Below are 26,218 nucleotides of genomic sequence, written 5' to 3' on the forward strand. Positions count from 1 at the left end.
ATCTCCTGCTAGATGGGTCCCCTCATGCAAGAAAGGTGCCGAGCTGGGCGAAGTGTTGCTGCATAGCGTCATACGCCTGTTTGAATGACGTCTGGGCACGACGACTTGAAATAAAAGTGTTTCTCTCAGTAAAAAGTGCTGATTTTTAGCGGCACTCTGGTATAAACCGTCAATGCCGAATAGATATTGCGAGCCGCTTGCGGTAAGCCTCTATGCTGGCATCAATGTATCACTGCAGTGCGTTGCAAGATCACTGGTCGGACCGCGTTCGTCGAGGTCTCTCCAGGACGGGCAAGAACAGTTTTGTGTCATAAAACTGCATTGCCCGGCAGGTAGAGTACGCGTTGCTCAGGTCATTGGCCCCTATACCTCCGGAGTGTTTTATGAAGAGAAAACTGCTGGCAGTTCTGCTGCCGATCGCTTGCGCGGCGTCGTCCGTTCAAGCAGCCGATTCCCTCGTCTTTGACGGGTTCGGCGGTCTCCATGACGCCGTTGAGAGCGGCACGGAGATCATGACCACCGACGGCATGTTCTCTGGCGTGTTCGACTTCTCGCTGGATATGAGTTCTCTGGTGAGCTTCACCGGTTACTCCAACCTGCCTGTGCTGACCTTTGGTCTGTTCGATAGCACCGACACGCTGGTGTCCGGCACTGTTTTCGCGCCGAACACCTTCGAAAACAGCGTCACTTCCGTGACTCTGGCCGCCGGTGACTACTACTACAAGGCCATCGCACCCATGAGTGCCGCCACGGGGAGCATGTACTCCTTCGAGTCCACCGTGTCCGCCGTGCCGGAACCCGAGACCTACGGCATGATGCTTGCCGGCCTCGGCATGCTCGGCTTTGTGGCACGTCGCCGCATGGGTCGCATGTAATCACCAGCAGTCAGTGGTGATGAAAAAGGCGGGGGCAACCCCGCCTTTTTTTGTTGGGCTATTATTCCCACGTTGAAATAAGGCCGGTTTGCGCACGCACAGGCTCATGAACGCTCTGGCGTTCGGGTTGTCTCGATGTACACCCCATCATCGAGACCTGCATGCCGTCCAGCAACGAACCCCATTCGAAAGAACGTCATCGCGTCGAGTTGGGCGTTGCCCTGTGGCTGAGCCTGCTCTGGCTCTGGCTTGCCATTGACCCGACCGATCGCACCGACTGGTTGCTTGAGAACATCCTGGTGTTCATCTTCTGCGGCTTGCTGGTCGCAACCTATCGGCGGTTCCGCTTTTCGTCGGTCTCGTATCTGCTGTTCGCCGTTTTCATGAGCCTTCATCTCGTGGGGGCTCATTACACCTATTCGGAGACGCCATTCGGTTTCTGGTTGCAGACGCTGTTCGATCTTCAGCGGAACCACTATGACCGTATCGTGCATTTCTCTTTCGGGTTCGTGCTGGCCTGGCCGTTCCGCGAACTGCTGATTCGCGCCGTCGGCGTTCGACCTGCCTGGTCCTACCTGATGGTGATGATCACCGTGTTGGGGTTCAGCGGATTTTATGAAGCACTGGAGGGCATGGTCGCAATGACGGTCAGCCCCGAACTCGGGGCGGCCTATCTGGGGACCCAGGGAGATGAATGGGACGCACAGAAAGACACCGCGCTGGCGTTTATCGGCTCCGTGCTGACGATGGGCTGGGTGTGGTGGCGGGTCCGTTCAGAACAGTCGAGCGCATGAAGCGTGCCCCGCCATGCTTCAATGCACCCAGGAGGCCATCGGGGCAAACTCCTGCCAGCGCAGGTAGATGACAGAAGCGGCGCCGACGCACAGCGCGGCGACCAGGGCAAATGCGATGGTTCCCTTGATATTCATGGTGGCTGACCTCCGGAGCACAACATCTTTCGTCGCGAGGCGACCAGACTTGTATATTTGACATTGTGCAACGCACAATGGTTCGCGGGTCAAATGAATTCTTTCGATTTCGGGCTGGCGTCTATTCGATGGCGCCGGGGCGATGTCGGGCGCCACGCGATGCCGGCGCCGGACGATCGATCAGGAGACGGTCATGCGCAAGAGGAATTCCCGGATCGGGATCGACGGAAGCGATCGTATTCCGGGCGAAATCGGATGTCTTGATACGATCCGGCTACCGGCAACGCTGATTTCCGATGCCGGCAACCATTGTCAGGTGTGGCGTCAGGGGGGCGTTTTCGTCAAGGATGGCCAGCGCGTGGATGGCGATCTGGTGATCAAGATCTTTCGCGAGCCCTGCATGTTCGGCGAAGCAAGGCTTTACGCCAGGGAATACCGACGGCTGCGCGACGCACTCGGCTCGATGATTCCCGATACGGTGTTCGCGTGCACGCAGATCGACGGGCAGGACAGTGTGATTGCTGTCTCTCATACGGTCTCTGCCTGGTTCAACATCGCTAATCCGCATAACGAGTCCGACGCCATCCCGCTATTGCGGATGCTGCATTCCACGCGGGAGGAATTGCGCGATTTCATCCAGGCGGCCCACCGGTGGCGGGACACCGATGACCCGAAGGTGATCGACCTGTACGGGGTGGACAATCTTGTCCTCGATCGCGGTTATCGCCTCAAGTACATGGACAGCTTCGGTGTGTTTTTCCATGAAAGCCTGCTCCATATTCTGGCTGAGGTGGATTACGACCTGAAAGCCAAAATCGATCTGTCGCTCTGGCGGCTGCGTTATCTGGAGCATTTGCTCGCAGAGGCCGACAAGCCCGGCACGATCTACTGAGTCCGGCGCTGCCGCAGATCAAGATCCGGCCGCACGGCGGGGACTAGACTCTTGAGTGTCTTCAGGAGCCACCACGATGAAAGCGATGCGATTGCACGGGCTTGGGCCCATCACCGAACACAGCGACGGTCCGCTCGTGCTCGACGACATTCCTGTGCCGACGCCGGGGCCGAACCAGGTCTTGATCCGGGTCCGCGTTTGCGGGGTGTGCCACACCGAGCTCGACGAAATCGAAGGACGCACCCCACCGCCGGTGCTGCCCATGACGCTCGGCCATCAGGTGATCGGGGATGTGGTTCAGGTGCCGGATGGCTGCGGTTTGCTGCCTGGGCAGAGAGTGGGGGTAGCGTGGATCGCCTCCGCGTGCGGTGAATGCGAGTATTGCCAGAACAATCTGCCGAACCTGTGCCCGGGATTCGAAGCCACGGGTCGGGATCGCATGGGCGGATACGCCGAGTACATGACGGCGGAACCCGCCTTCGTTTATCCCGTCCCCGAGGTGATTGAAGATGAAGCCGCCGCGCCGCTGCTATGTGCTGGTGCGATCGGATTCCGCTCACTCAGGCTTTGCCAGATGAAGAACGGCCAGCGACTCGGCCTGACCGGTTTCGGCGCCTCGGGGCATCTGGTGCTCAAGCTCGCGCAGGCCATTTACCCGGACAGCGAGGTATTCGTGTTCGCGCGCAGTGAGCTCGAGCGGGCGCACGCGCTGGCCCTGGGGGCTGTGTGGGCCGGCGTGTCCGGTGAACATCCGCCGCACAGGCTTCACGCCATTATCGACACCACACCGGTATGGAAGCCGGTGCTCGACGCGCTCTCCATCCTGTTGCCGGGCGGCCGTCTCGTCATCAACGCAATCCGCAAAGAGGGGCACGACGTCGATCAGTGGCTGCGGCTCTCTTACCCCGATCAGCTGTGGATGGAAAAGGAGATCAAGAGCGTCGCCAACATTACCCCCGCCGATGTGCGCGAGTTTCTCGACATTGCCGCGGGCGCCGGAATTCGTTCCGAGGTCCAGGTCTATCCCCTTGAGGCGGCCAACGTTGCCCTCAAGGAGCTGCGTGCAGGCATGATCAAAGGGGCCAAGGTACTGCGCGTGAGCGAAGCGTGAAGCACCGGCCGGTGCGGTGCAAGAGCGCTGGCCGGCGACGCGTCGCTTGACGCCCGTCAAGCGAACGCAGATTGCGGCTCAAGGATCTCAGACTCAGCTCCGATATCAGAAAAGGATAGCCGGTTCGGATACGGGCCTGATGGAGCGGGAATGAAAAAGAAGATTGAGCCCACCAACGTGGAACGGGTCATGCGGGACGATGAAATCATTGTCTCCAAGACCGACCCCAAAGGCCGGATTGCCTACGGGAACGAGAAATTCATCGAGTTTTCGGGCTATCCCGAGGCCGAGTTGCTTGGCTCGCAACACAACATCGTTCGACATCCAGACATGCCCCGCGGAGTGTTCCATCTGCTGTGGCAGACCGTTGCAAGCGGCAACGAAATCTTCGCCTACGTGAAGAACATGGCCCTGGATGGATCGTTCTACTGGGTGCTGGCAAACGTCACGCCGGATTACGACGCGGCCGGAAACATCACGGGCTACCTCTCGGTGCGCCGTGCTCCGCGTCGTGGCGCTATTCCCATCATTGAAGATCTCTATCGACGAATGAAACAGGCGGAGCAGAGCGCCGGGCCGCGCGATGCGTGCGATGCGTCTGTGGGCATGCTGAACAAGCTGCTGAAGGAAAAGGGAGTGAGCTATGAGCAATTCGTCCTCAATGTCTGAGTCTTGCGCCGACGATCGTATCGCTCGACTCAAGGCGGTTGTTCGCGAGGTCGCTGCCGGCAAGCTCACCGGGCGTATCACCAACATCGGTGAGCGGGACGACATCGGCGAGTTGTGCTGGTACGTGAACGACATGCTCGACCAGCTCGAAAGCTGCTTTCGGGAGCAGACCACGGTATTGCGTAACTCCACCGAGGGGCGTTACGACCGCAAGGTGCAGACGGCCGGTCTGAACGGAGAATTCTGTCAGGCGCTTGAGCGAAACCAGGCCTCCATCGACCAGCTCGCAGCCAACGCCAGGGCCAAGGCTGAGGCCGAAAGAATCGAGCGGGCCGCGCAAGAGGACATTGCGGCGCTCATTGCCGCCGCCGCAGCCGGGGACTTCACCCAGCGTATCGATACGCACGGCAAGCGCGGCTTCTTCCGCAAGCTCGCCGAAGACGTCAATGTGCTGATGGAAACCACAGAGCGGGGGCTCTCGGATGTGGCGGGCGTGCTCAAGGCGGTGGCCGAAGGTGATCTCACGGCGCGGATCGAAGCCGACTATCAGGGCATCTTCGGTCAGCTCAAGGACGACACCAATCTGTCCACCCAAACGCTGCAGGAGATCATGAGCGGCATTCAGGATGCAGCACGATCCATCAATCTGGCCGTGAGCGAGATTGCCGACGGCAATCAGGATCTGTCCCGGCGAACCGAGGACCAAGCCGCCAGTCTGGAAGAGACATCCTCATCCATGGCTGAACTCAACGCGACGATTGCCACCAATGCCCAGAATGCAGCGGAGGCGCGCAGCACCGCCGACGACTCGCTGCAGCGCGTCTCCAGAAGTCGCGAGGCGATGGCGCGCCTGGTGGCCACCATGGGCGATATCGAGGGGAGCTCGAAGCAGATCTCGAACATCGTCAGCCTGATTGAATCCATTGCGTTCCAGACCAATATCCTGGCGCTCAATGCCGCCGTCGAGGCCGCGCGAGCGGGCGAGCAGGGGCGGGGCTTCGCGGTGGTTGCGACCGAGGTTCGTAACCTCGCCCAGAAGTCCTCGGATGCAGCCAAAGAGATCAAGAACCTGATCGAGATATCCCGCCAGCGGGTTGCCAGTGGCTCCAAGGAAGTGGGGCAGATGGAAGGCGTGATCAACGAGGCCTCGGACGCCTTCGAGCAGCTGAACCAGATGGTCGCCGGCATCGCCGAGGCCAGCCGCGAACAGGCGCTGGGTATCAATCAGGTCACTACGGCCGTGGCACGGATGGACGACGTCACCCAGCAGAACGCGGCGCTCGTCGAAGAGGCTGCCGCCGCCGCTGACAGCCTTCGCGAACAGGCCAACGGACTCGACAAGGCGACCCGGCGTTTCGTGCTAGTCAAAGCGGGTCGGCGAGGTCTGCGTCACGCCTCCTGATCCGCGGGACCGCAGTCGACAGAAAAGCGCCCCCGGTTGAGGGGCGCGTTTTTTTCCGACCCGGTGAAGTTGAGCGGAAATCTGCCGTTGAGCATGCTGTAAGGGATTTTTGACTCGCGCCAGTCCGCAAGGGAGCGCTCCATGGCTGACCACGCCGCATTGAACATCGACCTTCGGCAGATGATTCTGGCCATCGAGACGGCCGTGTCGTTGGTCGGGATGAATGACACCAACCACGGCAAGCGGGTGGGTTTCATCGCCAGTCAGGTCGCTCACCAGGCAGGCATGCCAGAGGCGGAGTCGCAATTCGCCTTCGAGCTGGGCCTGCTTCACGACTGCGGTGTGTCGACCGAGCAGATGCACAGCAGTCTGGTGAACCACTTCGACTGGAATGACGCCCACATCCACTGCGAGATCGGCTACCGGCTACTGCGCGATTTCGAGCCGCTGGCGGCTTTTGCCATGCCGATTCTTCATCATCACACGCCCTGGTTGCGTCTGCGCGGACTGGAGGTTGCGGCGCGGGACAGGCGCATGGCGAACCTGATCTTCCTGTCCGACCGGGTTGATGTGATGGCCGCGAGTCACTATGGCGCCGACATTCTGCTGGCGAAGCGGCAGATCGTTGACTACATCCAGCGACAGAGCGACGTGTACTTCGATCCGGCGCTGGTCGATGCATTTCGCACCGTGGAGCGTTCCGAAGCCTTCTGGATTGCCCTCGAAGCGCGACACATCACGCGATACACCTGGGACATGGGGCTGCGCGAGAATTCGCGCCCGCTCAGCCTGGCCGAGATCCGCCAGCTGTCGATGATTCTGGCCTACATCGTGGACCAGAAGAGCCCCTTCACCGCGCAGCACTCCATCTTGGTGGCCGACGTGGCACGCTACATGGCCGAGCAGCACGGCTTGAGCACCGAGCAGTGCGAAAAGGTGGAGATTGCGGCGCTATTGCACGATCTGGGCAAGTTGCACATGCCCGATCACATTCTCGACAAGCCCGGGCCGCTCAACGAGACCGAGCGCTCGATCATGAACCAGCATAGCTTCGAGACCTACGAGATTCTGCGGCATATCAACGGTCTGGGCGAACTGGCCCGTTGGGCGGCCTATCATCACGAAGGCCTCAATGGGGCCGGCTATCCGTTTCACCCGGCCAAGCGCGATCTCAGTGTGGAGGCGCGCATCATCGCGGTGGCCGATGTCTTTCAGGCCCTGGTTCAGGACCGACCGTATCGCAAGGGCATGATGCGTGACGAGGTGTTGGACGTGCTTCGCGGGCAGGCGGAACGGGGGCGGCTCGATCGGGATCTGGTTGATCTTGCCGTGGCACGTGCCGACACGTGCTATGCCATCGCCCGTGGCGACAGTGCGGAACACAACCGTCCGGCACTGGATCTGTTCGCGTCCAAGGCAGATGCTGCCGAGCAACTGGCCTCTCTGGTGGCGGGCTGAGCCCCGGACAGCGAAAGACCCCCTGGATCGGCGCCGGGCGTTCTGGTGCGCCATCTGTGCTCTGTTCCCCTCGATGGTCCTGCGAGACACCCGGACTGCTTAATGCGTTGCGGCGGACGCTTTGACATCAGTCGAAGCGCTCGGCATGACGACCGATCGCCCCTCGGTTGAGGCGTCAGTGAACCCGACGACGTATTCGAATATCGAAATCGAAGTGCTGTTTTGGTGATTCGAGCGGCATTTTTAGTGATGTGGGTCCGGGGAATGAACCGAACCGGGTGGGTTCGAGTGCGGCGTGACAGCCATTGAAATGGCTTCGAATACTCCGCGTCATGAGTCACGGGCTTTGCACCTTGTTGATCTCGTCATGCGCTTCTCAATACGCCGGAATCGTCTTGGAATTCGCCTCCGAACTTGCACTCTGGGACTGAGTCGTTAGACTGATAAGGAGGGGGTACCCCCCTGTCAATTCAGCCCAGATGCGACGATCGCGTCCCTCGGGCTGTTCAAATCGGCCGTTGCCGAGCCGCACATTGGCTGGTCGTTGATGCATTCCGGTTGAGCGCTTTTTTGATATTCAAAATGGCGGAGAGCTCACCCGATATCGATATTTCAGTGAATTGTCTGCCGTTTCATTTCGGCAATACCCCGGCCGTCGTGCAGGTCCTTTTTCTATTGGAATACTGGCCAGCACCACCCGGTTGAAAGGCAATTCACGTAAAAACAAAGCTGTGGTCATGGTGCATTTGCCAAAGCGCGTGCCGACCGCACAAGCCAGGGGAACTCAGTGGCTGATCTTTACGACACCGACTACGAAATCGGTCAGGACAACATCCAGCCTTGGGGCATGGACGTCCATAATCCGGTCTTTCTCATCTCTTCCGTCCTGGTGCTGGTTTTCGTGCTCGGAACGCTCATGTTCCCCGAGGGGGCGAAGGCCGCGTTCGATGGTTCCAAAGCCTGGGCGATCAGCAACTTCGACTGGCTCTTTCTCGTGGCCGGTAACATCTTCGTGATCTTCTGTCTGGCGCTGATCGTCCTGCCGGTGGGCAGGATCCGGTTGGGCGGGGTGGATGCCAAACCCGAATTCACCAACATCTCGTGGTTCGCCATGCTGTTTGCCGCCGGCATGGGCATCGGCCTCATGTTCTGGAGCGTGTCCGAACCGGTGGCCTATTACACCGGCTGGTATGGCACACCGCTGGATGTGGTCAAGAACACGCCCGAAGCCGCCGAACTGGCCATGGGGGCGACCATGTTCCATTGGGGGCTGCATCCATGGGCGATCTACGCCGTGGTGGCCCTTTCGCTGGCCTTCTTCAGCTACAACAAGGATCTGCCACTGACCATCCGCTCGGCCTTCTATCCGTTCATCCAGGACAAGGCGTGGGGCTGGTTCGGCAACGTGATCGATGTGGTTGCGGTCATGGCCACCATCTTCGGCCTGGCCACCTCGCTGGGTTTCGGCGCCAAGCAGGCTGCAGGCGGCTTGCATTTCCTGTTCGGGATGTCGGACGGTATCAATACCCAGATCGCCATCATCATCGGGGTGACTGCGGTCGCGGTCGTCTCGGTCGTTCGCGGTCTGGACGGCGGCGTGAAGATTCTCAGCAACATCAACATGGGTCTGGCCTTCCTGCTGCTGCTGTTCGTGATCGTACTGGGCCATGGTTTCGGTATCTTCGCCTCGGTGGCCGACACCACCATGGCCTATGCCTCCAATCTGCTGCCACTGAGCAACTGGATCGGGCGGGAGGACGAGACCTTCTACCACGGCTGGACCGTGTTCTACTGGGCGTGGTGGATTTCGTGGTCACCGTTCGTGGGCATGTTCATCGCCCGCGTCTCGAAGGGGCGGACCGTGCGCGAGTTTCTGACGGCGGTGTTGCTCGTCCCGCCCGCGGTGACCATCGTCTGGATGACCGCCTTCGGGCAACTGGGCCTGGAGCAGGTGCAGTCCGGTGTCGGCCAGCTGGCCAATGGCATCACCGATGTCTCCCTGTCACTGTTCCAGCTGCTTGAGAACCTGCCCATGGCGACCGTGACTTCGGTGCTCGGCATCGTGCTGGTGCTGGTGTTTTTCGTGACCTCGTCCGACTCCGGCTCACTGGTGGTCGACAGCATCACGGCCGGCGGCAAGCTCGATGCGCCGGTCCCCCAGCGTATCTTCTGGGCGGTGATGGAGGGCCTGATTGCCGGGGCCTTGCTCTTCGGTGGAGGTGCCGACGCGCTCGGCGCGCTGCAGGCGGCCGCCATCACCGTGGGCTTGCCGTTCACTCTGGTGCTCATCGCCATGTGTGTCGCCCTCTACATGGGCCTGCGCCACGAATTGAAGTACGTGCTCGCCAAAGAAACGGCCTGAACTCAATGCCGGTGATGACCATGAGCCGCCGCGCCCGACCGGGCCGGCGGCTTATTTCATGCGGCGACCGGCTCGGCAAAGATCACGATGAAGGCCATGACCAGGGACAGCGCGACAAAGCCGCCCACGACGAGGCGCCGACGCGGCAATTCGGTGCGTAGCCAGGCCAGCCGTGCGGCCAGCAGGGCCTGGAGCAGGTAGTAGAACGCAAACGCGCGCGAAGCCAGCGCGATCACTTCGAAGATGTTGGCGGTCCAGATCAGCACGATGGCCAGCCCCGTGATGACCGGATAGCACAACTGGCACGATATCCGACCCTTCACCTCGCGCTCGGCCACGCCACCGGCGCCGATCGTGTCGGCAATGGCAGCACTGAACTGGCTCATGGCGGCCGCCACCACCAGCATGACCGGTAGCACCAGGGTGATGGTGCCCGACAGGTGAATGATCGCCGTCTCGTCGGGTGACTGGTGGGCCAGCGGGCCCATCAGCGGCATGGCGAGCACCACGAAGGCCACGTAGATCACACCCGCCACGACCTGCGCGAGCAGCATGGAGCGCGCCCGCAGCGGCGCATCGTATTGTGCGTCCAGGTATTTGGAGGTCTCAAAACCCTGCACGATGAGCACCATGCCAGCGAGCTGGCGCAAGGTGTCCCAGACGCTCATGTCGGGCATGGGCAGGCCGGACAGATCGTACCCGTTCGCCACGTCGTGCCAGGCCAGACCGAAGAGCAGGGCAGCGATGATCGCCAGCTTGATGGTGACCGAATACTCTTCGAGGCGTTCGAGCCCCAACAGCCCCCGGCGCCAGCCATACAGCCCGATGAAGGCCAGCACGAGCGTGGCCAGCACATCGGCGTTGAAGTCCGAATGAGTATGGATGCCGGCCAGGACGAAGCTGCACATGAGGCGCACATAAAAGGTGATCGAGATCACATAGGCGGCCGCCAGCGCAATGTCGGAGAGCCGCTCCAGTGTCAGCACGATTCGGCCCGCGCCGGGCACCGGCGCGCGGCCGTCATGCACGATGTTGTAGCGCACCGCGGCACCCAGCCAGAACGACAAGGCGACGATGGCGCCGATGGCGAGCACCGACATCGGGCCGGCGATACCGGCCAGCAGGGGCACGACCACCAGAAATCCGCTACCGATGATGGAGGCCAGTGGCGTGACCGTGGCGCGCCAGAAGGCCGCGTCGCGCACCTGGGGGCGCAGCATGACGAAGGCAATGCCTGTGGCCAGCAGGACGAGAAGGCCATCAAGAAGGGTGAAGTTGCCTGACATGGGGTGCGTGCGAATTGGGGGTGATGCAAGCCCTCAAGGATACGCCTGCTGGCCGCGCCCGCGTCGTGGCTCGCGGTGTGGCATGCGCGCGTCGTCCCCCCCATGCCGGACGGATTAAGGGAATACCACAGGTGGGCAGGGCGTTTGCCATCAACTATAAAGTCACCTGAAACGCCGCTGCGTCGGGCTGTTCGGCCAGATGATGGCGGCGTTGAGACCCTGACGGACTGCCTTCGGAGAATGAGGCAGCCAGACCCAAACGAATTCGTGCGCGGGGCACTGCGTGGATGCAGCCACTGCCCGTTGTCGGCGCCATTTTCTATAGGTGTGGAGACGATTCATGAACCATCGACGTTCATTGCTGGGTGTGCTGGTGTGCCTTTCTTTCGCGACGCCGGTCGCGGCCATCGCCGGGGCGAAGCCGCCTGCGATCTCGCGTTTTCTCGCCGGTGAGGTGGTCGTGACGGCCTACGATGGCGTCAGCGACGATCTGCTCACGGCAGGCCTGGGGGCTTCCGGCCTGGCCAATCCGGTGCCGCCCGCGGTGTCGTCGGACCCGACCGGGGCCGAGATGCGCCGTCTCGCGATCTACAACAACTATCGCGCCCTGGTGCCCACCGATGCGGGCAACGGCTACGGGGTGTTCTTCGGACCCGGCGTGGACGCCAACGGCCAGCCAACCGGGACCGAAGGCCTGATTGCCGGCGAGGAGTATCTGGTCTTTGCCGGCCCGCGCTCGGGCAAAGTGAATGTGACGCTGATGGTTCAGGTGCCGGACAGCTTCGATGAGGCAGCGCCATGCATTATCACCGCGCCGTCCTCGGGTTCCCGTGGCATTTACGGTGCCATCGGCACGGCGGGCGAATGGGGCCTCAAGCATGGATGCGCGGTGGCCTACACCGACAAGGGCACGGGTATCGGCGCATACGACCTTGATGCCGACGAGGCGCTGTCGGTCGACGGTCTGTGGTCGCCCGCCGACGCGCTGGGCAAGGGCAGCATCTTCACCGCGCGCATGAGCGAGCCGCAGCGCGCCGCCTTCGCCAGCGAATTTCCGCATCGCTTTGCCTTCAAGCACGCGCACTCGAAGCAGAACCCCGAAAAGGACTGGGGCCGCAATGTGCTGCAGTCCATCGAGTTCGCCTTTCATGTGCTCAACGAGAAATTCCCGCCCGTCGGCAAGCACCGGAAGGCACCCCGCTTCACCCCGGAAAACACCCTGGTGATCGCCTCCAGCGTGTCCAATGGCGGGGGGGCGTCGGTGCGGGCGGCCGAGCAGGACCGCTACGGCCTCATCGACGGTGTGGCGGTCTCCGAGCCCAACGTCAATCCGGTCAAGGCGGATTTTGCCATCGTGCAGGGCGCCAATGCGCCCATCACCGAGCACAGTCGCAGCCTGTTCGACTACACCACGCTCATCAACGTCTATCAGGGCTGCGCGAGCCTGGCCCTGCCCACGGCACCGTTCAACTTTGCCCCCAGCGCCAATGCCTGTACCTCGCTGGCGGAAAAGGGGCTGCTCGCAGCGGGCACGACCGAGGCGCAGGCGCTTGAGGCGCAGCAGATCATCAACGCCTACGGCTGGAATCCGGAGCAGAACGCCGTGCAGCCCTCGCACTGGTTCCTCAACGTGCCGCAGAGCATTTCGGTGACCTATGCCAACGCCTATGGCCGGGCCGACGTGCGGACCAATCTGTGCGATTACAGTCTGGCCGCCACCGATGCCGCCACGGGCGCACCCGTGCCGTTGTCGCCGACGGCGAAGCTGCTCCTGTTCGGCACCGCCAACGGCATTCCGCCGAGCGCAGGGGTCAATCTGGTGAACAATGCCGCCGTGGGCGGCGCGACCGAGAACCGCCTTTCCGTCAGTGCTTCAAGTGGTCGTGCCGATCAGAACCTGGACGGTGCCCTGTGCCTGCGAGCGCTGGCAACCGGTGTCGATCCGGTCACGGGCGAGCGTTTGCGTGGCAAGGATCGGGCGATGCATCGCCACATCATGAAAGGCATTCGCGACATTCGCGCCAGCGGTGATCTGGGCGGCAAGCCGGCGGTGTTCGTGACCGGCCGCAATGATGCCATTCTGCCGATCAACCACACTTCGCGCGGCTATTACGGTCTGAACCAGACGGTGGAAGGGGCCCACAGCCAGCTGCGCTACTACGAGGTCACCAACGCCCACCACCTGGACATCCTCAACGCTTTCCCGGGCTTTGCGGAGCAGTATGTGCCGCTGCACCACTACCTGTTCCAGGCGCTGGATCTGATGTGGGCACACCTCAAGACCGGCGCGCCGCTGCCGCCCAGCCAGGTGGTGCGCACGGTGCCGCGCGGGACGGGGGCCCCGGCCATCACCGACGCCAACCTGCCGCCGATTGCCGATGCGGTGCCGGTGAGCGACCTGATCCGTTTCGACGGCAGCACCCTGTTCGTGCCGGAATAAGACGACCGGGCAGGACTAGCGGGTGGCGGCGTAGGCGTCCGTCGCCCGCATCAGGGCATCGAGAATGCCGGGTTCGGCATGGGCATGGCCAGCGGCTTCGATGAGCCGGAAGTCGGCCTCGGGCCAGGCCTTGTGCAGCGCCCAGGCGTTGCGCAGGGGGCAGGGCATGTCGTAGCGGCCATGCACGATGGTGGCGGGAATATGCCTGATCTTGCTCACATCGCGCAGCAACTGGTCGTCTTCAAGCCAGGCGCGATGATAGAAGTAGTGGTTTTCGATGCGCGCAAAGGCCAGCGCGAACTCGTCTTCGGCAAAACCGGCAATGAAGTCCCCCTCCGGCACCAGCTTGATGGTGCCACCCTCCCACAGGCTCCAGGCCCGTGCGGCCTTCATGCGTTCGACCGGATCGTCGCTGGTCAGCCGCTTGCGATAGGCCGCGACCATGTCGTGACGCTCGTTTTCCGGGATGGGTGCGACGAAGTCGTCCCAGCGGTCCGGGTAGATCTCCGAGACGCCAAACTGGTAGTACCACCGGTATTCGGCCGGTGACGCGAAGTAGATGCCGCGCAACACCAGTTCGGTGACCTTGTCCGGGTGCGTCTGCGCGTAGGCGAGCGCCAGGGTCGAGCCCCATGAACCGCCGAACACCAGCCATTGGCGCACACCCATCAGCCCGCGCAACCGTTCGATGTCCGCGACCAGATGCCAGGTCGTGTTGGCGTCCAGGCCGGCGTGGGGGGTGGATTGACCGCAACCGCGCTGGTCGAACAGCAGTAAGTCGTAGCGGGCCGGGTCGAACAGGCGGCGATGGTCCGGCGAAATGCCGCCGCCCGGGCCGCCGTGCAGAAACACGGCGGGTTTGGCGCCGGGTGTGCCGACCCGCTCATAGCGCAGCCGGTGACCATCGCCGACATCGACAAAGCCCGTGTCGTAGGGGTCGATCGGGGGATAGAGCCCGCGCAGTACGCTCATGCTCAATCCTTGGGGACGTCAACGCCGTGGCTGCCCAGCCAGCGGCGGTCGATTTCCCACACCACGGTCTTGATGCCCGCTTGTCGAAGCACGATGTCCTTGGCCTCGAACTGAAGCCCGGCCAGTTCCTTTTGCGCGTGGATGAAGGCCGCATCGTTGGTGTCGAGCACATTGACGTCCGGATAGATGATCGAGATCGCCTTGCCCACGGACACTTCCCGGCTGCGCGGGGTGCCCATCACGGCCTTGCCGTCCTCGACCCGCAGCACATGAAAGGGGTAGGGATAGTTCTTCAGGGCCTCGCTGCCCTCGGCGGCGATGGCTGCATTGAGCTCACGGGTGCGCGAGTCCGGTCGCTGGATGACCCAGTCGATCAACCAGGCCGCGACCAGAAAGACGAGCAACCATTGCCAGACTTTGAGTTTGGGAAGCACTTTCATTGCACACGGCGCCGATGAATGGAGCTGTTCATTCTAAGGCAGACGCGTGGGAAGCGGCCCGGCATCGACTGCGGCGCAGGGTCGCAACCACGTGCGATGGGGGGCGGGGCGGCGTAATCGACCGGCGGGGATCTTGAAGCGTCCGGTGGCTGTGGGTAAATTTGGTGTTGGCCCGCGCGGGCGGGTCGTCAGGTTCGACTGTTTTGTTTGCAGGGAGGATGGCCATGAACATGTTGGCGACCATCTTGGAACAGATCAGCGGCATGCGCCTGCCGCTGTATGCCGTCACCGTCACCGTGCCCCGTTGGCCGGACACGCCGGCCTTGCTCATGCTGCACTGGCACGGCTTCCGCAAGGCGCGGCACTACGCCCAGCCGCACGCGCCCCTGCATGAGCAGTCAATACCGGGCTCGGCCTTGCAGTTCAACACCCGCTGGACGCGCTTCGACGATATCGAGGCGAGCGTGCTCGATGCCGCCTGGCAACTTGGTGCCTGGGACATCGAGCGCCGTGACCGACGCGGCTGCAACACCATCGGCGCCTCGGAACAGGAAGCCCTCGAATGCCGACAGGCCTTTGGCGATAACCCGTTCATGCCCGGTGACGAGGATCATCTCGTCTCGGAAGCCCCTGATCGCGGCGACATGATGGCGCTGGCCGCTCGCAAGGGTTATGTGAAATGGCAGTTTCGCCCGGTTCGGGACGGGGTGTGGCGATCGGTGGCCGAGGATGACACCCTCGCTGCCGACGGCAGTCGCGAACCCCCGTGCCCGCTGTCACCACGCGAGCTGACCGAGCCCGAATGTGCGCCGGTGATCTATCGCTTCGGACGCATCGAGCGACTGATCCTGCCCTGAGGTTCTCGCCCGCGGGTCGTGCCTGCCGCGGGTTTCAAAACCCGGTTGCAATTCCCGGCTGTCATTTTCAGGCAGCGTGACCATACTCCTTCGAGGGGTCTTGCGCTTGTGCAGTCTGGCGTCAGATCGATGCTCGGGACGGTTATGGGGAGATTGCTGTGCACACCGTTGAGAAATCGATTCGCCATTGTGTTGTGCTCGGCGCACTGCTTGGCGCGCCCATGCTGGCGCACGCCGGGCTTACGGGCGACCAGATCAGCTGGCAGTACTATGCTTACGGTGACCCGTACGTGACCGGCGGCAGTCCTGGCGAATTCGTGGCCGGGGTGAGCGAAGACCACTTTGCCGATTTGTCGGCCAACTACTTCACTGTCAGCGGCAACGACAGTCAGATCATCTTCAACGAGTTCGGTGCGCCATCGCCGTGGAGCCCCTCGGTGGTGTCTCTGGACGATGCCGGGCTGTTCATTCGCAACGGCGTACTGCTCTACAACTTCGACGCCCCCATCACCAACGTCTTCATCGACACAAGTACCAACATGGTCGGCATGACCATGGACCGGATTACCTATACCAGCACCGCCATTGCCGTCGACTGGACCGAGGTCGGATATCCCACCCCCGGCGGTCGGCTGGTGCTCAACGTGAGCGTGGTGCCCGAGCCTTCGAGTGCGCTCATGCTCGGTGCCGGGATGTTGCTGATCGGCTCGCTGTTGCGCCGTCGCCGCAATTGATCGGCGCGCCCAGCGGGGCGTTCTCGGTCCCTGAAAAAAATCTGCTTCAGGGCGCTTGAAATCCTTTTCGACGATCCCCAATAAACGATCCAGCAGGCGCTGAATGCCTGCGCGCATGGGCTCGCAGCCTGCGGTGCTCATGCGTCGTGCATTGTTTTATTGGTGATATGAAATCGTTAAGGAGTGATCCCATGCAGATTCGTCCTCTACGCGACCGGATTATCGTCAAGCGGGTCGAGGCCCAGCGTACGACCGCGTCCGGCATCGTCATCCCCGACAACGCGGCCGAGAAACCGGAGCAGGGTGAAGTGCTCGCCGTCGGGCCGGGCCGTCTGAACGACAAGGGCGAGCTGGTCGCCATGCAGGTTCAGGTCGGCGATCGGGTGCTGTTCGGCAAGTACGCCGGGCAGACCGTCAAGATCGACGGCGAGGAAGTGCTGGTGATGCGCGAAGACGACGTGATGGGCGTCATCGAGTATGACGCCGCTGCCGAGCGCAAGGCGGCCTGAGGCCGACACGAGTCAATCAGAAGGAGTTGAAACACATGGCTGCAAAGATTGTTCACTTTCACGACAGCGCCCGCGAACGCGTGGTCAAGGGCGTCAACATCCTGGCCGATGCGGTCAAGGTGACCCTGGGGCCCAAGGGCCGCAACGTGGTGCTCGAGCGCAGCTTCGGCGCGCCTCACATCACCAAGGACGGCGTGTCGGTGGCCAAGGAAATCGAACTGAAGGACAAGTTCGAGAACATGGGGGCTCAGATGGTCAAGCAGGTGGCCTCCAAGACCGCGGATGTGGCCGGTGACGGCACCACCACGGCCACCGTGCTGGCTCAGGCCATCGTGCGCGAGGGCATGAAGCACGTGGCCGCCGGCATGAACCCGATGGATCTCAAGCGCGGCATCGACGCCGCCGTCTCCACCGTGGTCGAAGAGCTGGCCAAGCTCTCCAAGCCCTGTGATACCAGCAAGGAAATCGCCCAGGTGGCGGCCATCTCCGCCAATTCCGATACGGCCATCGGCGACATCATCGCCCAGGCCATGGAGAAGGTCGGCAAGGAAGGCGTGATCACCATCGAAGAGGGCAAGTCCCTCGAGAACGAGCTGGATGTGGTCGAAGGCATGCAGTTCGACCGCGGCTACCTGTCACCGTATTTCGTCAACAACCCCGACAAGCAGATTGCCGTGCTTGATGATCCGCTGGTGCTGCTCTTCGACAAGAAGATCTCCAGCATCCGTGACCTGCTGCCGGTGCTTGAGGAAGTGGCCAAGGCCGGGCGTCCGCTGCTCATCATCGCCGAGGACATCGAAGGCGAGGCGCTGGCGACGCTGGTGGTCAACAGCATGCGCGGCGTGCTCAAGGTCGCGGCTGTGAAGGCGCCGGGCTTTGGCGATCGTCGCAAGGCCATGATCGAAGACGTTGCGGTGCTCACTGGCGGCACCGTCATCTCCGAAGAGGTGGGCCTGTCGCTCGAGAAGGCGACCCTGGCCGAACTCGGTCAGGCCAAGCGGGTCGAGGTGCGCAAGGAGTCCACGGTCATCATCGACGGGGCAGGCGAGCAGTCGGCCATCGAGGGGCGCGTGCAGCAGATCCGCGCCCAGATCGAGGAGGCCACCTCCGACTACGATCGCGAAAAGCTCCAGGAGCGTGTCGCCAAGCTGGCGGGTGGTGTGGCCGTCATCAAGGTCGGCGCCGCCACCGAAGTGGAGATGAAGGAGAAGAAGGACCGCGTCGACGACGCCCTGCACGCCACCCGCGCCGCCGTGGAAGAGGGCATCGTGCCCGGCGGTGGTGTGGCCCTGCTGCGGGCGCGCAAGGCGATCGGTGAGCTCAAGGGCGCCAACCATGATCAGGAGGCCGGCATCCAGATCGTGCTGCGCGCGCTCGAAGCACCGCTGCGTGCCATTGCCGCCAACGCGGGCGATGAGCCCTCGGTGGTCGTGGCCAAGGTGGAAGAGGGCGATGGCAACCAGGGCTACAACGCGGCCGATGGCAGCTACGGTGATCTGGTCGAGATCGGCGTGATCGACCCCACCAAGGTCACCCGGACCGCCCTGCAGAACGCGGCGTCGGTCGCGTCGCTGATCCTCACCACGGATGCCACCGTCGCCGAGGCCCCCAAGGAGGACAAGGCGGGCGTGCCGGCCATGCCCGACATGGACTACTGATCCGATAGGGCGACACGGGCGCCCGAAGCGCCCGTGCATTCAACTTTGTCTAGCCGGTGCTGGCCGTGGGGCCGCACCGGCTTTTTGTTGCTGTTCCGTTGTTTAGCGGTCGATCCTGAATCCGGAGACCATCTCCTCCAGTGTGCGCGACATGTCGGCCAGTGAACGCGCCGAGCGTGCGGTCTCGACCACCATGGTCCGGCTCTGTTCCGCCGAACTCGCCACGCGCTCGATGCTCGCGGCAATGTCGCGGGTGGCGCCGGATTGCTCGACCAGGATCGATGTGATGTCCGCGACCGAGTTCGCCACCTGATCGGCACCTTGCCGGATGGTCGAGACCGAGGCGCCAGCGGCCTGAGTGAGTTTGACGCCTTCATCGACCTTGGTGACGCCGGAGCGCATGTCCTCGACGGCACGGTGGGTGCCGTGCTGAATCTTCTCGATGGTGTCGGTGATCTCCCGCGTGGAGTTGGCGGTGCGTTCGGCCAGGTCACGCACTTCGTCCGCCACCACCGCGAACCCGCGTCCCTGCTCGCCGGCGCGTGCTGCCTCGATGGCGGCATTGAGCGCCAGCAGGTTGGTCTGGTCCGCAATGGCACGAATCACGCCCACGATGGACGAGATCTGGTCCGAATAGCCTTCCAGTTCGCTGATGGTCTTCGCTGTTTCGGTGACGGCACCTGCGATGGTGCGCATTTCGTCGGCCGCGTTCTGGATGATCTTGCCGCTTTCATCGAGCTGACTCGACGAGGCCTTTGAGACCTCATTGGCGTCGTGCGCACGCTCGCCCAGATGGTCGATGGAGACCGACAGTTGTTCGACCGAGGCCGCCATGTGGGTGGCGGCGTCCGATTGCTCGGTCGATGCCTGTTCGCTGCTGCCCGCCGAAGCCTCAAGCACTTTGGCTGAACGGTTCAGATCGTTGATGTTGTCCCGCAGGCGCGCAATCATTGTGCTCAGCCCCGAGCGCATCCCGTCGAGCGAGTGCATGAGCTGGCCGATCTCGTCATTGCGGCGGATATCGAGGGATGCGGTCAGGTCGCCATGCTCGATCCGTTTGGCCAGGTCCACACATTCGCTCAGCGGCGTCGTGATGGCACGGGTCGTGATCTGGCCCAGGATCAAGCCGGCAATGACCGCAATGGCCACCAGAACGCCAAGCGTGATGTTGCTCTCGTCAATCGCGCCCCGCAGGTGGTCCAGCGCCTGGGCGACTTCGGTCTGAATCGCCGTTTCGAGTTTGTCGATTTCGGTGATGAAGCTGTCGAAGGTGGCATCGAACTCGGCGTCGATGGCATGAAAGGACGCTTCGGACAGATTCTGGCCACGGCTGGCGTAACGCTTGTCGAGGGCCTCGCTCAGGCGGTCGAACTGCTCGAGCGCCTTGGCCTGAAGGAAGCGACCCTCGGGCTGCGTGATCGGGAAAAAGTGACCTTCCTCGTTTTGACCGCCTTCGGCGATGGCGACGATATACCAGCGCGCATCGGCCATGCGTTGTCGAACGGATTCAATCGACTCAGCGTCGTCACCGCCCATGATTTCCTCGAACTTGAGGTGCGCTTCGGTGGCCAGAAGTTTGGCTTCCATGACCGCATCGACCAGTGGCGCATTGTGTTCGCCCACCAGCAGGCCGTCATTGCCGACCTTGTGCACGAAGAAAAACCCGGCTGCGCCACACAGCAGGGTGATCGTCGCCAGCGCCAGAAAGGCGCCGACGAGCCGGGTGCGGATGTTCATGAGTGATCTCCTGCCCGGCCTCTGGCCGGTGTTTCATTCCACTATCTACGGCAGATGTCGGGCAGGGTTGATCTTTTACTCGGGCAGGGCGGGGCAGGTGCGATCAGGCCGGTGTCTCTTCGACGCTCACTTCGACATTGACGGTCATGCCCTGATAGGCATTGCCGGCGCCCACGTAGCTGCCGGTCAGGGGGGCGGCCTGCGACGGATCGCGTGCCGTGGCCACACGAATCAGGTTCTGCCCGCCAACGATGGCGTTGGTGGGGTCGAAGGGGAGCCAGCCGGCGCCGGGCAGGTAGACGTTCACCCAGGCGTGGGTTGCACCGCCGCCCACCACGCCACTTTCCGCCCCCAGCAGGGACTCATCGTAGAGATAGCCCGAAATGAAGCGGGCGGCGAGCCCGAGACTGCGCACGGCTTCCATCATGAACAGCGCAAAGTCGCGGCAACTGCCGGTGCCCAGGGTGAGGGTTTCGACCGGCGTCTGTGTGCCTTCGTCGTCGCGCGCCTGATAGGTGAATTGGGCCTTGATGTCCTGCGTGATGGCGATGAGTACATCAAGGGTGTTGTTGCCCACGCGCGCGAGCACATTGCGCACCCAGGCATCGACCTGATGACCGGGGTCGGGGTAGTGGCGCTCCACATAGCGCGCCAGATCCGGCATTTCGCTGGCGTCGTAGCTGAACGGAAGCTGTTCGGCAAAGGGTTCGATCAGGCTGGTGTCCGGTGCCTGGGGGAAATGCTCGGCCACGAAACTGGATTCGAACATCAGCTCGGTGCCCATGTCATCGAAATGAGCCACCACGACCGAGTTGCCCATGGCGTCGTGTACCCAGCGGGTGGTCGCGGGCGGGCTGATGACCAGGCTGGTGTCGAGCAGGCGCAGATCGTGGCTGTCGCGTGGGCGGCACATGAAGCGGTGCTCATTGAACTGCACCGGTTCGTTGTAGAGGTATTTGGTGGTGTGAACGATACGAAGACGGGCCATGAAAAAGTGCTCCAGAAAAGCCTGCGTGATGCGATGGCCAGAGTGTGCGTCAGGCGCGATGTGCCGACTGTAGGACGTATCCTGTTTTTGCGCACCCATCGAACGCGCTGGCACGCGCCGCGTCTGACAGTAAAACCACCACGATGCGTGGATGGTACACACAGGAGTGTCGCTTGACCGTCCAACGAATTGTTTCGCGGGGTATCGACGACGCTGCCAGCGCGGTGCAGCGCAGCGACGCGCCGCTGTGGCTGGTGCTCATGGCCAAGCTCGGTTATGCCTCCCGTGGCATCGTGTATCTGGTGATTGGCGCCCTGGCGCTGTTTCGCGCCGCAGGGTGGGGCGGTGATACGGCCAATACCCGTGCCGCCCTGCGTCATGTGCTGGGCGCAACGGGTGGCACTGCCTTGCTGTGGGTGCTCACGGCCGGTCTGGGGGGGTATGCGCTGTGGCGGCTATGTCAGTCGCTGCTCGATGCCGACGACAAAGGCGATGGCCCGCGTGCGCTTGCGGCCCGTGCCGGGTTGTTCATCAGTGCCTGCACCCACGGTGGGCTGGGCGTCTATGCAGGCTATCTGGCGACCCATGCCTTTGCGTCCGATTCGGGGCAAGACGGGCCCTCCGTCCGCAGCCTGTCGGCCATGGTTCTGGGCTGGCCGGGGGGCTCGTGGCTGGTGGCCGGCGCAGGAGTTTGCGTCGTGATCGTGGGCACGACTCACTTCGTGCGCAGTTTCGGCATCCGGTTCGCCGATCCGCTGGTGCTCTCGCGCCGCACCCTCACACTGCTGGCCCCGATCTGCAAGTTCGGCCTCGTGGCGCGTGGCCTGGCGCTTGTGTTCATTGGCGCGCTGGCGATCCATGCAGGCCTGACTCAGCAACCCGATGAAGCGGGCGGCTTGCGCGAAGTGTTGCAAGGGATTGCGGCGCAGCCGTTCGGGGCGTGGCTGCTGGGCGCCATGGGGAGCGGATTGATGGCCTTCGGGCTTTACAGCCTCATTGAATCCGCTTTCCGCGAGATTGACGGTCCGGGCGACGGCTGACGGCAGAGCGGGACGCGCTGGCGGAACATGCCTGCGCAAGTTCTGTCAGCATCAGGGAATCACTCTTGTCGAGACATCTCATGTCCACCTTGTCTGCATACGAGGCGCTGGTCGATCACTACCGGCGCCTCTACCACTTTGACCATCTCGCCGCCATTGTCGGCTGGGACCGCCACACCATGATGCCTCCGGGCGGTCACGCGGCGCGCGCTCAGGCTGAAGCCCAGCTGTCTGCACTGATGCACGGCATGCGCACCGATGCGCGCTTGCCGGCCTGGCTCGACGCTGCCGAACAGGCGGATCTCGATGCCGTGCAGCGTGCAGACCTTCGCGAAATGCGCCGGGACTGGATGGACGCCAATGCCTTGCCCGGTGATCATGTCGAGGCCGTTTCGCTGGCATCGAGCCGGTGCGAGCATGGTTGGCGCACGCAACGGCCGGCGAACGACTGGCCCGGGTTCCTGGACAACTTCCGTCCATTGCTTGAGCTCGTGCGTACCGAGGCACGTCTGCTGGCCGAGCGGACGGGACTCGATCCCTACGACGCGTTGCTCGATCGCTACGAACCGGGCACTCGCGCCGCACACATCGACCAGCTCTTCGGCGAACTCAAGTCCTGGCTGCCCGGCCTGATCGAAGCGGCCTGCACGCGGCAGACCCGCATTCCCCTGATCGAACCGGTCGGGCCGTTTCCGGTGGCCGCTCAACGCGCGCTCAGCGAGGCGGTGCTGGATCTGTTCGGCTTCGACTGGGAGAAGGGCCGACTCGATGTGAGCGCACACCCCTTCACCGGCGGTGTGAGCGAAGATGTCCGTATCACCACACGCTACGACGAGGCGGACTGCCTGCAGGCGCTGATGGCGACCATTCATGAATGCGGCCATGCCCGCTACAGCCAGAACCTGCCCGCCGAGTGGGCGGGACGGCCCATTGGCCGGGCCAGATCGTTCGGTATTCACGAGAGCCAGAGCCTGTTCTTCGAATTGCAGATCGCCCGGCATCCGGCCTTTGCCCGGGTGCTTTCGCCACTGCTCGTGGCTCATCTGGGTGACCAGCCGGCGTTCGCCCCAGAGAACCTGGCGCGCCTGTTGACCCGGGTCGAGCGCGGCAAGATCCGCGTCGCGGCGGACGAGGTGACCTATCCGGCGCATGTGATCCTGCGCTACGAGATCGAACGCGCCCTCATCGCCGATGAGATGCAGGCCGAGGATATTCCCGCCGCGTGGGATGAAAAAATGGCGGCACTCCTCGGCGTCGATACCCGTGGCGACTTTCGCAATGGCTGTCTTCAGGATGTCCACTGGACCAAAGGCGCCTTCGGCTATTTCCCGTGCTACACGCTGGGTGCCATGTATGCAGCGCAATGGGCGGCGACCATCCGCCAGACCCTGCCCGACATGGATGCCTGCATCGCCCGGGGCGAACTGGCCGATATTCTCGACTGGCACCGGGCGCAGTTGTGGACGCAGGCCAGCCGGTGGGAGACCGCCGAACTGGCTCGCCGGGCCAGTGGCGAGCCGCTGGACGCTCGGCATTTCAGAGCTCACCTGGAGGCCCGCTACCTGAGTTGAGTGACGGCTCCTGACGATTTTCCCGACCCCTGTTTTGACGCGCGGTCGGGAACCGGAGATACTCGCGCCTTCATTTTCAAATGGCATATTTCGCGGGTTTCGAAGCATGGATTATTCGTTGGGAGACGCCTGGCAAGCCGCCAGTGGCGCAGGACCCTTCCTGACCGGGTTGTTGGGCTCGATGACGACCTTTGCCGTCCTGTTCGCAGGCCTTGGTGTCGTGCTCGCGGTGTTGTTCGTGGTCCTGGCCTATCGCAGCGGGGTGCTGCGGCGCGACCACCGGGGTTGGAATCTCGGCGCGAAGCTGTGGTACCCCCTGGTTCTGTGTCTCTTGCCCCTTGCCGGCGCAGCAAGCGGGGCCGCGTTCGGTGCTCACAGGGTCTGTGACCGTCTGATCGAAGATGCCCTCAAGCCCGCACTGGTTGCGGCCATGCCCGGTCTTCGCCAGGCCATGGCCGAGCGTCTTGCTCCGCTCAGTGACGACATGACCGTCACGGCCCGCGATCTGGTGCGCCCCATCGTTCAGGATCTGCTCTATGAGCCTGCGGACGACTCGTTCTCCGAGCGCCTCAAGGCGCGCTTGTTCAACGGGCTGCTCTACAAGGCGGGCGCTTTCGCGCTCACGCAGGCATTCGGTCGTGCGCTCGACGCGCTGCCCGAGGTCGTCAAGAGCCCCGATTCACGGGCAAGCGGCGATCTTGCCGCCTTTGGCGCGCAGTCGGTCATGAGCGTGCTGGCCGGCGCTGGCGCTCGGGCGGACTTTTCCCAACTCGACAAATCGGTGCCGCAGATTTTCACCGAGGCCATGCATGAACAGACGGCTGCCCTTTTTGCCGGCGTGTATCTGAGCATTGCGCTCTACGCCGTCGGCCTCGCCATGGCGATCGCCTGTGAAGCGCTGCTGTATTTCAGATTCTATCTGCCTCGGAGAGCGCGGCCTGGCCTTGCACCCGTGGCATGAACGCCGCAGGCCATGTCCATAAAGGGGCTTCAACACCGTCTGCCGGCTGCGTTTCGATTGATTTCTTGCCCCGACGGGTTTGGCCGACTACAGTGAAATTTCCCAGTCTGAAGGGAGAACACATGAAGCGTTTTGTTGCTGCGTTGCTCACGGCGTTCTTTACGCTTGGCACCGGATCGGCGGTTGCCGATGGATGCACAGGATCAAAAGCCAAAGACAAGGACGGCATGAGCACGATGTCGGGTACCCGGGTTTAGGTACCGTTCTTCTAGACGAAAAAAAGGGCCGGTCATGCCGGCCCTTTTTCATTGCGCATCGAGCTGATCAGCGCATGCAGACCGTACCGCCGATGTTCACCGTCTCGTTCGAGATCGGTTCGCCCGGGCCGGTATGGAAGGCTGAGGTACCCACCAGACGACCGGTGACAGAGCGGTATCCGCGAGAACCCAGAATGGTGAACTCTTCGACATCGGGTGCCGGGAAGGTGGAGTAGTCGATGGTGAAGCGGTCTTCGGTCACGATCTGCACGAAGAACCACTCGCTGGTACCCCAGAGTGTCACCACCGAGGTGGTGGCGCCCGAGGCAAACGGGCCATTCTGGTTCACGCCGCTGACGAACAGACCGTTATCGACGGCCTGAGCCTCCGGGAAGATGCGCTGGGCCGAGGCTGTCTCACCCTCCACCAGGATCTTGTGACCCGTGTTGAGCATGGTGATCACCCCGGTCAAGCCGCTGCCCACCAGACACGTGCCCGGCACCGCCGGATAGGCGTAGGTGGCGCCGACCGTGTGGCGCTCGATCAGGCGTCGCGTCGAGCGTTGCTCAAGCGCCGGACAGTCGGCCACATGAGACAGCTGCACTGTAAGTTCGACCTTGGCGGGCTCGAAGTAAGCCGGACACTGGGCGATCGTGGTTGGCGCCCCGGCGTTTGCCAGCGCAAATGAAGCAGATGCGCTCAGCGCAAACGCCACAAATGAATGAGACAGCTTCTTCATGGATCGAGTCCTTTCTTGTTTGTCGAGGAGTGTTTCGGCGCAGCTTTCCTCTGGGCGTTTTGCCAGTGTCAAGCACGACCAACACGCTTTGTAACACGTTGGCATGCGCAGGTTAAGCGTTGTTTCAAGATATTTGCTATCTATTTGGCATGTGCTGAAAACAGCCTTCAGGGGCTTTTATTCTTTGTGGAACCGGTGCCCAGTGTTCCCGATGCAAAAGGCGTATTTTGATGGTGATTTTTCGCCCGATTCGTGCGCTGACCCGTTAAGCATCGCGATCCATCATTTATTGCGGCTTTGCCCCTTTCCGGCACCCGGAGACCGTCACGGT

General features: G+C 62.6%; 23 protein-coding genes. 17 read left to right on the forward strand and 6 right to left on the reverse strand.

Features of this window, described 5'->3' with window-relative positions:
- Positions 1–383 precede the first annotated feature (383 nt).
- The 8 genes from J0W34_RS09065 to J0W34_RS09100 all read left to right on the forward strand — a co-directional run bounded on the left by J0W34_RS09065 (position 384) and on the right by J0W34_RS09100 (position 9,698).
- Positions 384–875 carry an FxDxF family PEP-CTERM protein gene (locus tag J0W34_RS09065; RefSeq protein WP_227814843.1) on the forward strand — a complete coding sequence of 164 codons (492 nt, stop codon included), beginning with the start codon at positions 384–386 and terminating at the stop codon, positions 873–875.
- A 161-nt stretch (positions 876–1,036) separates the two neighbouring features.
- Positions 1,037–1,669 (forward strand): DUF2238 domain-containing protein, encoded by a 633-nt coding sequence (locus tag J0W34_RS09070; protein WP_230971441.1) that lies wholly within the window; start codon positions 1,037–1,039, stop codon positions 1,667–1,669.
- A 328-nt stretch (positions 1,670–1,997) separates the two neighbouring features.
- The gene (locus J0W34_RS09075) at positions 1,998–2,696 is read left to right on the forward strand and encodes a hypothetical protein (protein WP_230971442.1); all 699 of its coding nucleotides are present in this window, start codon (positions 1,998–2,000) and stop codon (positions 2,694–2,696) included.
- 76 nt (positions 2,697–2,772) lie between these two features.
- Positions 2,773–3,807, forward strand: coding sequence for an alcohol dehydrogenase catalytic domain-containing protein (locus J0W34_RS09080; RefSeq protein ID WP_230971443.1), 1,035 nt, complete (start codon positions 2,773–2,775; stop codon positions 3,805–3,807).
- Between the two features lie 150 nt (positions 3,808–3,957).
- Positions 3,958–4,476 carry a PAS domain-containing protein gene (locus J0W34_RS09085; RefSeq protein WP_230971444.1) on the forward strand — a complete coding sequence of 173 codons (519 nt, stop codon included), beginning with the start codon at positions 3,958–3,960 and terminating at the stop codon, positions 4,474–4,476.
- Complete coding sequence (locus tag J0W34_RS09090; protein WP_227814839.1) at positions 4,469–5,878, forward strand: methyl-accepting chemotaxis protein; 1,410 nt, start codon at positions 4,469–4,471, stop codon at positions 5,876–5,878. The genes J0W34_RS09085 and J0W34_RS09090 overlap by 8 nt, the downstream gene beginning before the upstream one ends.
- 141 nt (positions 5,879–6,019) lie before the next feature.
- Positions 6,020–7,336 (forward strand): HD-GYP domain-containing protein, encoded by a 1,317-nt coding sequence (locus J0W34_RS09095; protein ID WP_230971445.1) that lies wholly within the window; start codon positions 6,020–6,022, stop codon positions 7,334–7,336.
- A 787-nt stretch (positions 7,337–8,123) separates the two neighbouring features.
- Complete coding sequence (locus J0W34_RS09100; protein ID WP_230971446.1) at positions 8,124–9,698, forward strand: BCCT family transporter; 1,575 nt, start codon at positions 8,124–8,126, stop codon at positions 9,696–9,698.
- A gap of 56 nt (positions 9,699–9,754) precedes the next feature.
- Here the strand turns inward: J0W34_RS09100 and J0W34_RS09105 are convergent, their stop codons facing one another.
- Positions 9,755–10,984: a hypothetical protein gene (locus tag J0W34_RS09105; RefSeq protein ID WP_230971447.1), complete on the reverse strand. Its 1,230-nt coding sequence runs from the start codon at positions 10,982–10,984 to the stop codon at positions 9,755–9,757.
- Between the two features lie 340 nt (positions 10,985–11,324).
- Here J0W34_RS09105 and J0W34_RS09110 point away from each other — a divergent pair, with 340 nt between their 5' ends.
- Entirely contained in the window at positions 11,325–13,424 is a 2,100-nt protein-coding gene (locus J0W34_RS09110; protein ID WP_230971448.1) for a D-(-)-3-hydroxybutyrate oligomer hydrolase, read from the forward strand.
- Between the two features lie 15 nt (positions 13,425–13,439).
- Here J0W34_RS09110 and pip read toward each other — a convergent pair whose 3' ends face one another.
- A complete protein-coding gene (pip, locus tag J0W34_RS09115; protein WP_230971449.1) occupies positions 13,440–14,396 on the reverse strand; it encodes a prolyl aminopeptidase in 957 nt (318 codons plus the stop codon).
- Positions 14,397–14,398: 2 nt separating this feature from the next.
- Complete coding sequence (locus J0W34_RS09120; protein ID WP_227814833.1) at positions 14,399–14,836, reverse strand: hypothetical protein; 438 nt, start codon at positions 14,834–14,836, stop codon at positions 14,399–14,401.
- 224 nt (positions 14,837–15,060) lie between these two features.
- Here J0W34_RS09120 and J0W34_RS09125 point away from each other — a divergent pair, with 224 nt between their 5' ends.
- From J0W34_RS09125 to groL, 4 genes are all read left to right on the forward strand, one after another.
- Positions 15,061–15,693: a hypothetical protein gene (locus tag J0W34_RS09125; RefSeq protein WP_230971450.1), complete on the forward strand. Its 633-nt coding sequence runs from the start codon at positions 15,061–15,063 to the stop codon at positions 15,691–15,693.
- Positions 15,694–15,851: 158 nt separating this feature from the next.
- Positions 15,852–16,427: a PEP-CTERM sorting domain-containing protein gene (locus J0W34_RS09130; protein ID WP_230971451.1), complete on the forward strand. Its 576-nt coding sequence runs from the start codon at positions 15,852–15,854 to the stop codon at positions 16,425–16,427.
- A 191-nt stretch (positions 16,428–16,618) separates the two neighbouring features.
- Positions 16,619–16,936 carry a co-chaperone GroES gene (locus tag J0W34_RS09135; protein WP_227814830.1) on the forward strand — a complete coding sequence of 106 codons (318 nt, stop codon included), beginning with the start codon at positions 16,619–16,621 and terminating at the stop codon, positions 16,934–16,936.
- 35 nt (positions 16,937–16,971) lie between these two features.
- Complete coding sequence (gene groL / locus J0W34_RS09140) at positions 16,972–18,594, forward strand: chaperonin GroEL (RefSeq protein ID WP_230971452.1); 1,623 nt, start codon at positions 16,972–16,974, stop codon at positions 18,592–18,594.
- A 102-nt stretch (positions 18,595–18,696) separates the two neighbouring features.
- Here groL and J0W34_RS09145 read toward each other — a convergent pair whose 3' ends face one another.
- Positions 18,697–20,331 (reverse strand): methyl-accepting chemotaxis protein, encoded by a 1,635-nt coding sequence (locus J0W34_RS09145; protein ID WP_230971453.1) that lies wholly within the window; start codon positions 20,329–20,331, stop codon positions 18,697–18,699.
- 103 nt (positions 20,332–20,434) lie between these two features.
- On the reverse strand, positions 20,435–21,319 hold the full coding sequence (locus tag J0W34_RS09150; RefSeq protein WP_230971454.1) for a transglutaminase family protein: 885 nt from the start codon (positions 21,317–21,319) through the stop codon (positions 20,435–20,437).
- A 173-nt stretch (positions 21,320–21,492) separates the two neighbouring features.
- On the opposite strand from J0W34_RS09150, the gene J0W34_RS09155 reads away from it, so the two are divergent.
- The 4 genes from J0W34_RS09155 (at position 21,493) to J0W34_RS22215 (ending at position 25,148) form a co-directional block, all read left to right on the forward strand.
- Positions 21,493–22,359, forward strand: coding sequence for a DUF1206 domain-containing protein (locus tag J0W34_RS09155; protein WP_230971455.1), 867 nt, complete (start codon positions 21,493–21,495; stop codon positions 22,357–22,359).
- Between the two features lie 80 nt (positions 22,360–22,439).
- On the forward strand, positions 22,440–23,930 hold the full coding sequence (locus J0W34_RS09160) for a carboxypeptidase M32 (RefSeq protein WP_230971456.1): 1,491 nt from the start codon (positions 22,440–22,442) through the stop codon (positions 23,928–23,930).
- A 106-nt stretch (positions 23,931–24,036) separates the two neighbouring features.
- Positions 24,037–24,891 carry a hypothetical protein gene (locus J0W34_RS09165; protein WP_230971457.1) on the forward strand — a complete coding sequence of 285 codons (855 nt, stop codon included), beginning with the start codon at positions 24,037–24,039 and terminating at the stop codon, positions 24,889–24,891.
- 122 nt (positions 24,892–25,013) lie between these two features.
- Positions 25,014–25,148 carry a hypothetical protein gene (locus J0W34_RS22215; RefSeq protein WP_265332579.1) on the forward strand — a complete coding sequence of 45 codons (135 nt, stop codon included), beginning with the start codon at positions 25,014–25,016 and terminating at the stop codon, positions 25,146–25,148.
- 67 nt (positions 25,149–25,215) lie between these two features.
- Here the strand turns inward: J0W34_RS22215 and J0W34_RS09170 are convergent, their stop codons facing one another.
- Positions 25,216–25,887 (reverse strand): hypothetical protein, encoded by a 672-nt coding sequence (locus tag J0W34_RS09170; RefSeq protein WP_227814823.1) that lies wholly within the window; start codon positions 25,885–25,887, stop codon positions 25,216–25,218.
- Positions 25,888–26,218 lie beyond the last annotated feature (331 nt).

The organism is Nitrogeniibacter aestuarii, from assembly GCF_017309585.1.
Taxonomy (GTDB): Bacteria; Pseudomonadota; Gammaproteobacteria; order Burkholderiales; family Rhodocyclaceae; genus Nitrogeniibacter; species Nitrogeniibacter aestuarii.

Bases quoted from the DNA above. Each gene is read 5' to 3' on its own strand.
- J0W34_RS09065 (WP_227814843.1), top strand. From the start codon at position 384: ATGAAGAGAAAACTGCTGGCAGTTCTGCTGCCGATCGCTTGCGCGGCG.
- J0W34_RS09070 (WP_230971441.1), top strand. From the start codon at position 1,037: ATGCCGTCCAGCAACGAACCCCATTCGAAAGAACGTCATCGCGTCGAG.
- J0W34_RS09075 (WP_230971442.1), top strand. From the start codon at position 1,998: ATGCGCAAGAGGAATTCCCGGATCGGGATCGACGGAAGCGATCGTATT.
- J0W34_RS09080 (WP_230971443.1), top strand. From the start codon at position 2,773: ATGAAAGCGATGCGATTGCACGGGCTTGGGCCCATCACCGAACACAGC.
- J0W34_RS09085 (WP_230971444.1), top strand. From the start codon at position 3,958: ATGAAAAAGAAGATTGAGCCCACCAACGTGGAACGGGTCATGCGGGAC.
- J0W34_RS09090 (WP_227814839.1), top strand. From the start codon at position 4,469: ATGTCTGAGTCTTGCGCCGACGATCGTATCGCTCGACTCAAGGCGGTT.
- J0W34_RS09095 (WP_230971445.1), top strand. From the start codon at position 6,020: ATGGCTGACCACGCCGCATTGAACATCGACCTTCGGCAGATGATTCTG.
- J0W34_RS09105 (WP_230971447.1), bottom strand. From the start codon at position 10,984: ATGTCAGGCAACTTCACCCTTCTTGATGGCCTTCTCGTCCTGCTGGCC.
- J0W34_RS09110 (WP_230971448.1), top strand. From the start codon at position 11,325: ATGAACCATCGACGTTCATTGCTGGGTGTGCTGGTGTGCCTTTCTTTC.
- pip (WP_230971449.1), bottom strand. From the start codon at position 14,396: ATGAGCGTACTGCGCGGGCTCTATCCCCCGATCGACCCCTACGACACG.
- J0W34_RS09120 (WP_227814833.1), bottom strand. From the start codon at position 14,836: ATGAAAGTGCTTCCCAAACTCAAAGTCTGGCAATGGTTGCTCGTCTTT.
- J0W34_RS09125 (WP_230971450.1), top strand. From the start codon at position 15,061: ATGAACATGTTGGCGACCATCTTGGAACAGATCAGCGGCATGCGCCTG.
- J0W34_RS09135 (WP_227814830.1), top strand. From the start codon at position 16,619: ATGCAGATTCGTCCTCTACGCGACCGGATTATCGTCAAGCGGGTCGAG.
- groL (WP_230971452.1), top strand. From the start codon at position 16,972: ATGGCTGCAAAGATTGTTCACTTTCACGACAGCGCCCGCGAACGCGTG.
- J0W34_RS09145 (WP_230971453.1), bottom strand. From the start codon at position 20,331: ATGAACATCCGCACCCGGCTCGTCGGCGCCTTTCTGGCGCTGGCGACG.
- J0W34_RS09150 (WP_230971454.1), bottom strand. From the start codon at position 21,319: ATGGCCCGTCTTCGTATCGTTCACACCACCAAATACCTCTACAACGAA.
- J0W34_RS09160 (WP_230971456.1), top strand. From the start codon at position 22,440: ATGTCCACCTTGTCTGCATACGAGGCGCTGGTCGATCACTACCGGCGC.
- J0W34_RS09165 (WP_230971457.1), top strand. From the start codon at position 24,037: ATGGATTATTCGTTGGGAGACGCCTGGCAAGCCGCCAGTGGCGCAGGA.
- J0W34_RS22215 (WP_265332579.1), top strand. From the start codon at position 25,014: ATGAAGCGTTTTGTTGCTGCGTTGCTCACGGCGTTCTTTACGCTTGGC.
- J0W34_RS09170 (WP_227814823.1), bottom strand. From the start codon at position 25,887: ATGAAGAAGCTGTCTCATTCATTTGTGGCGTTTGCGCTGAGCGCATCT.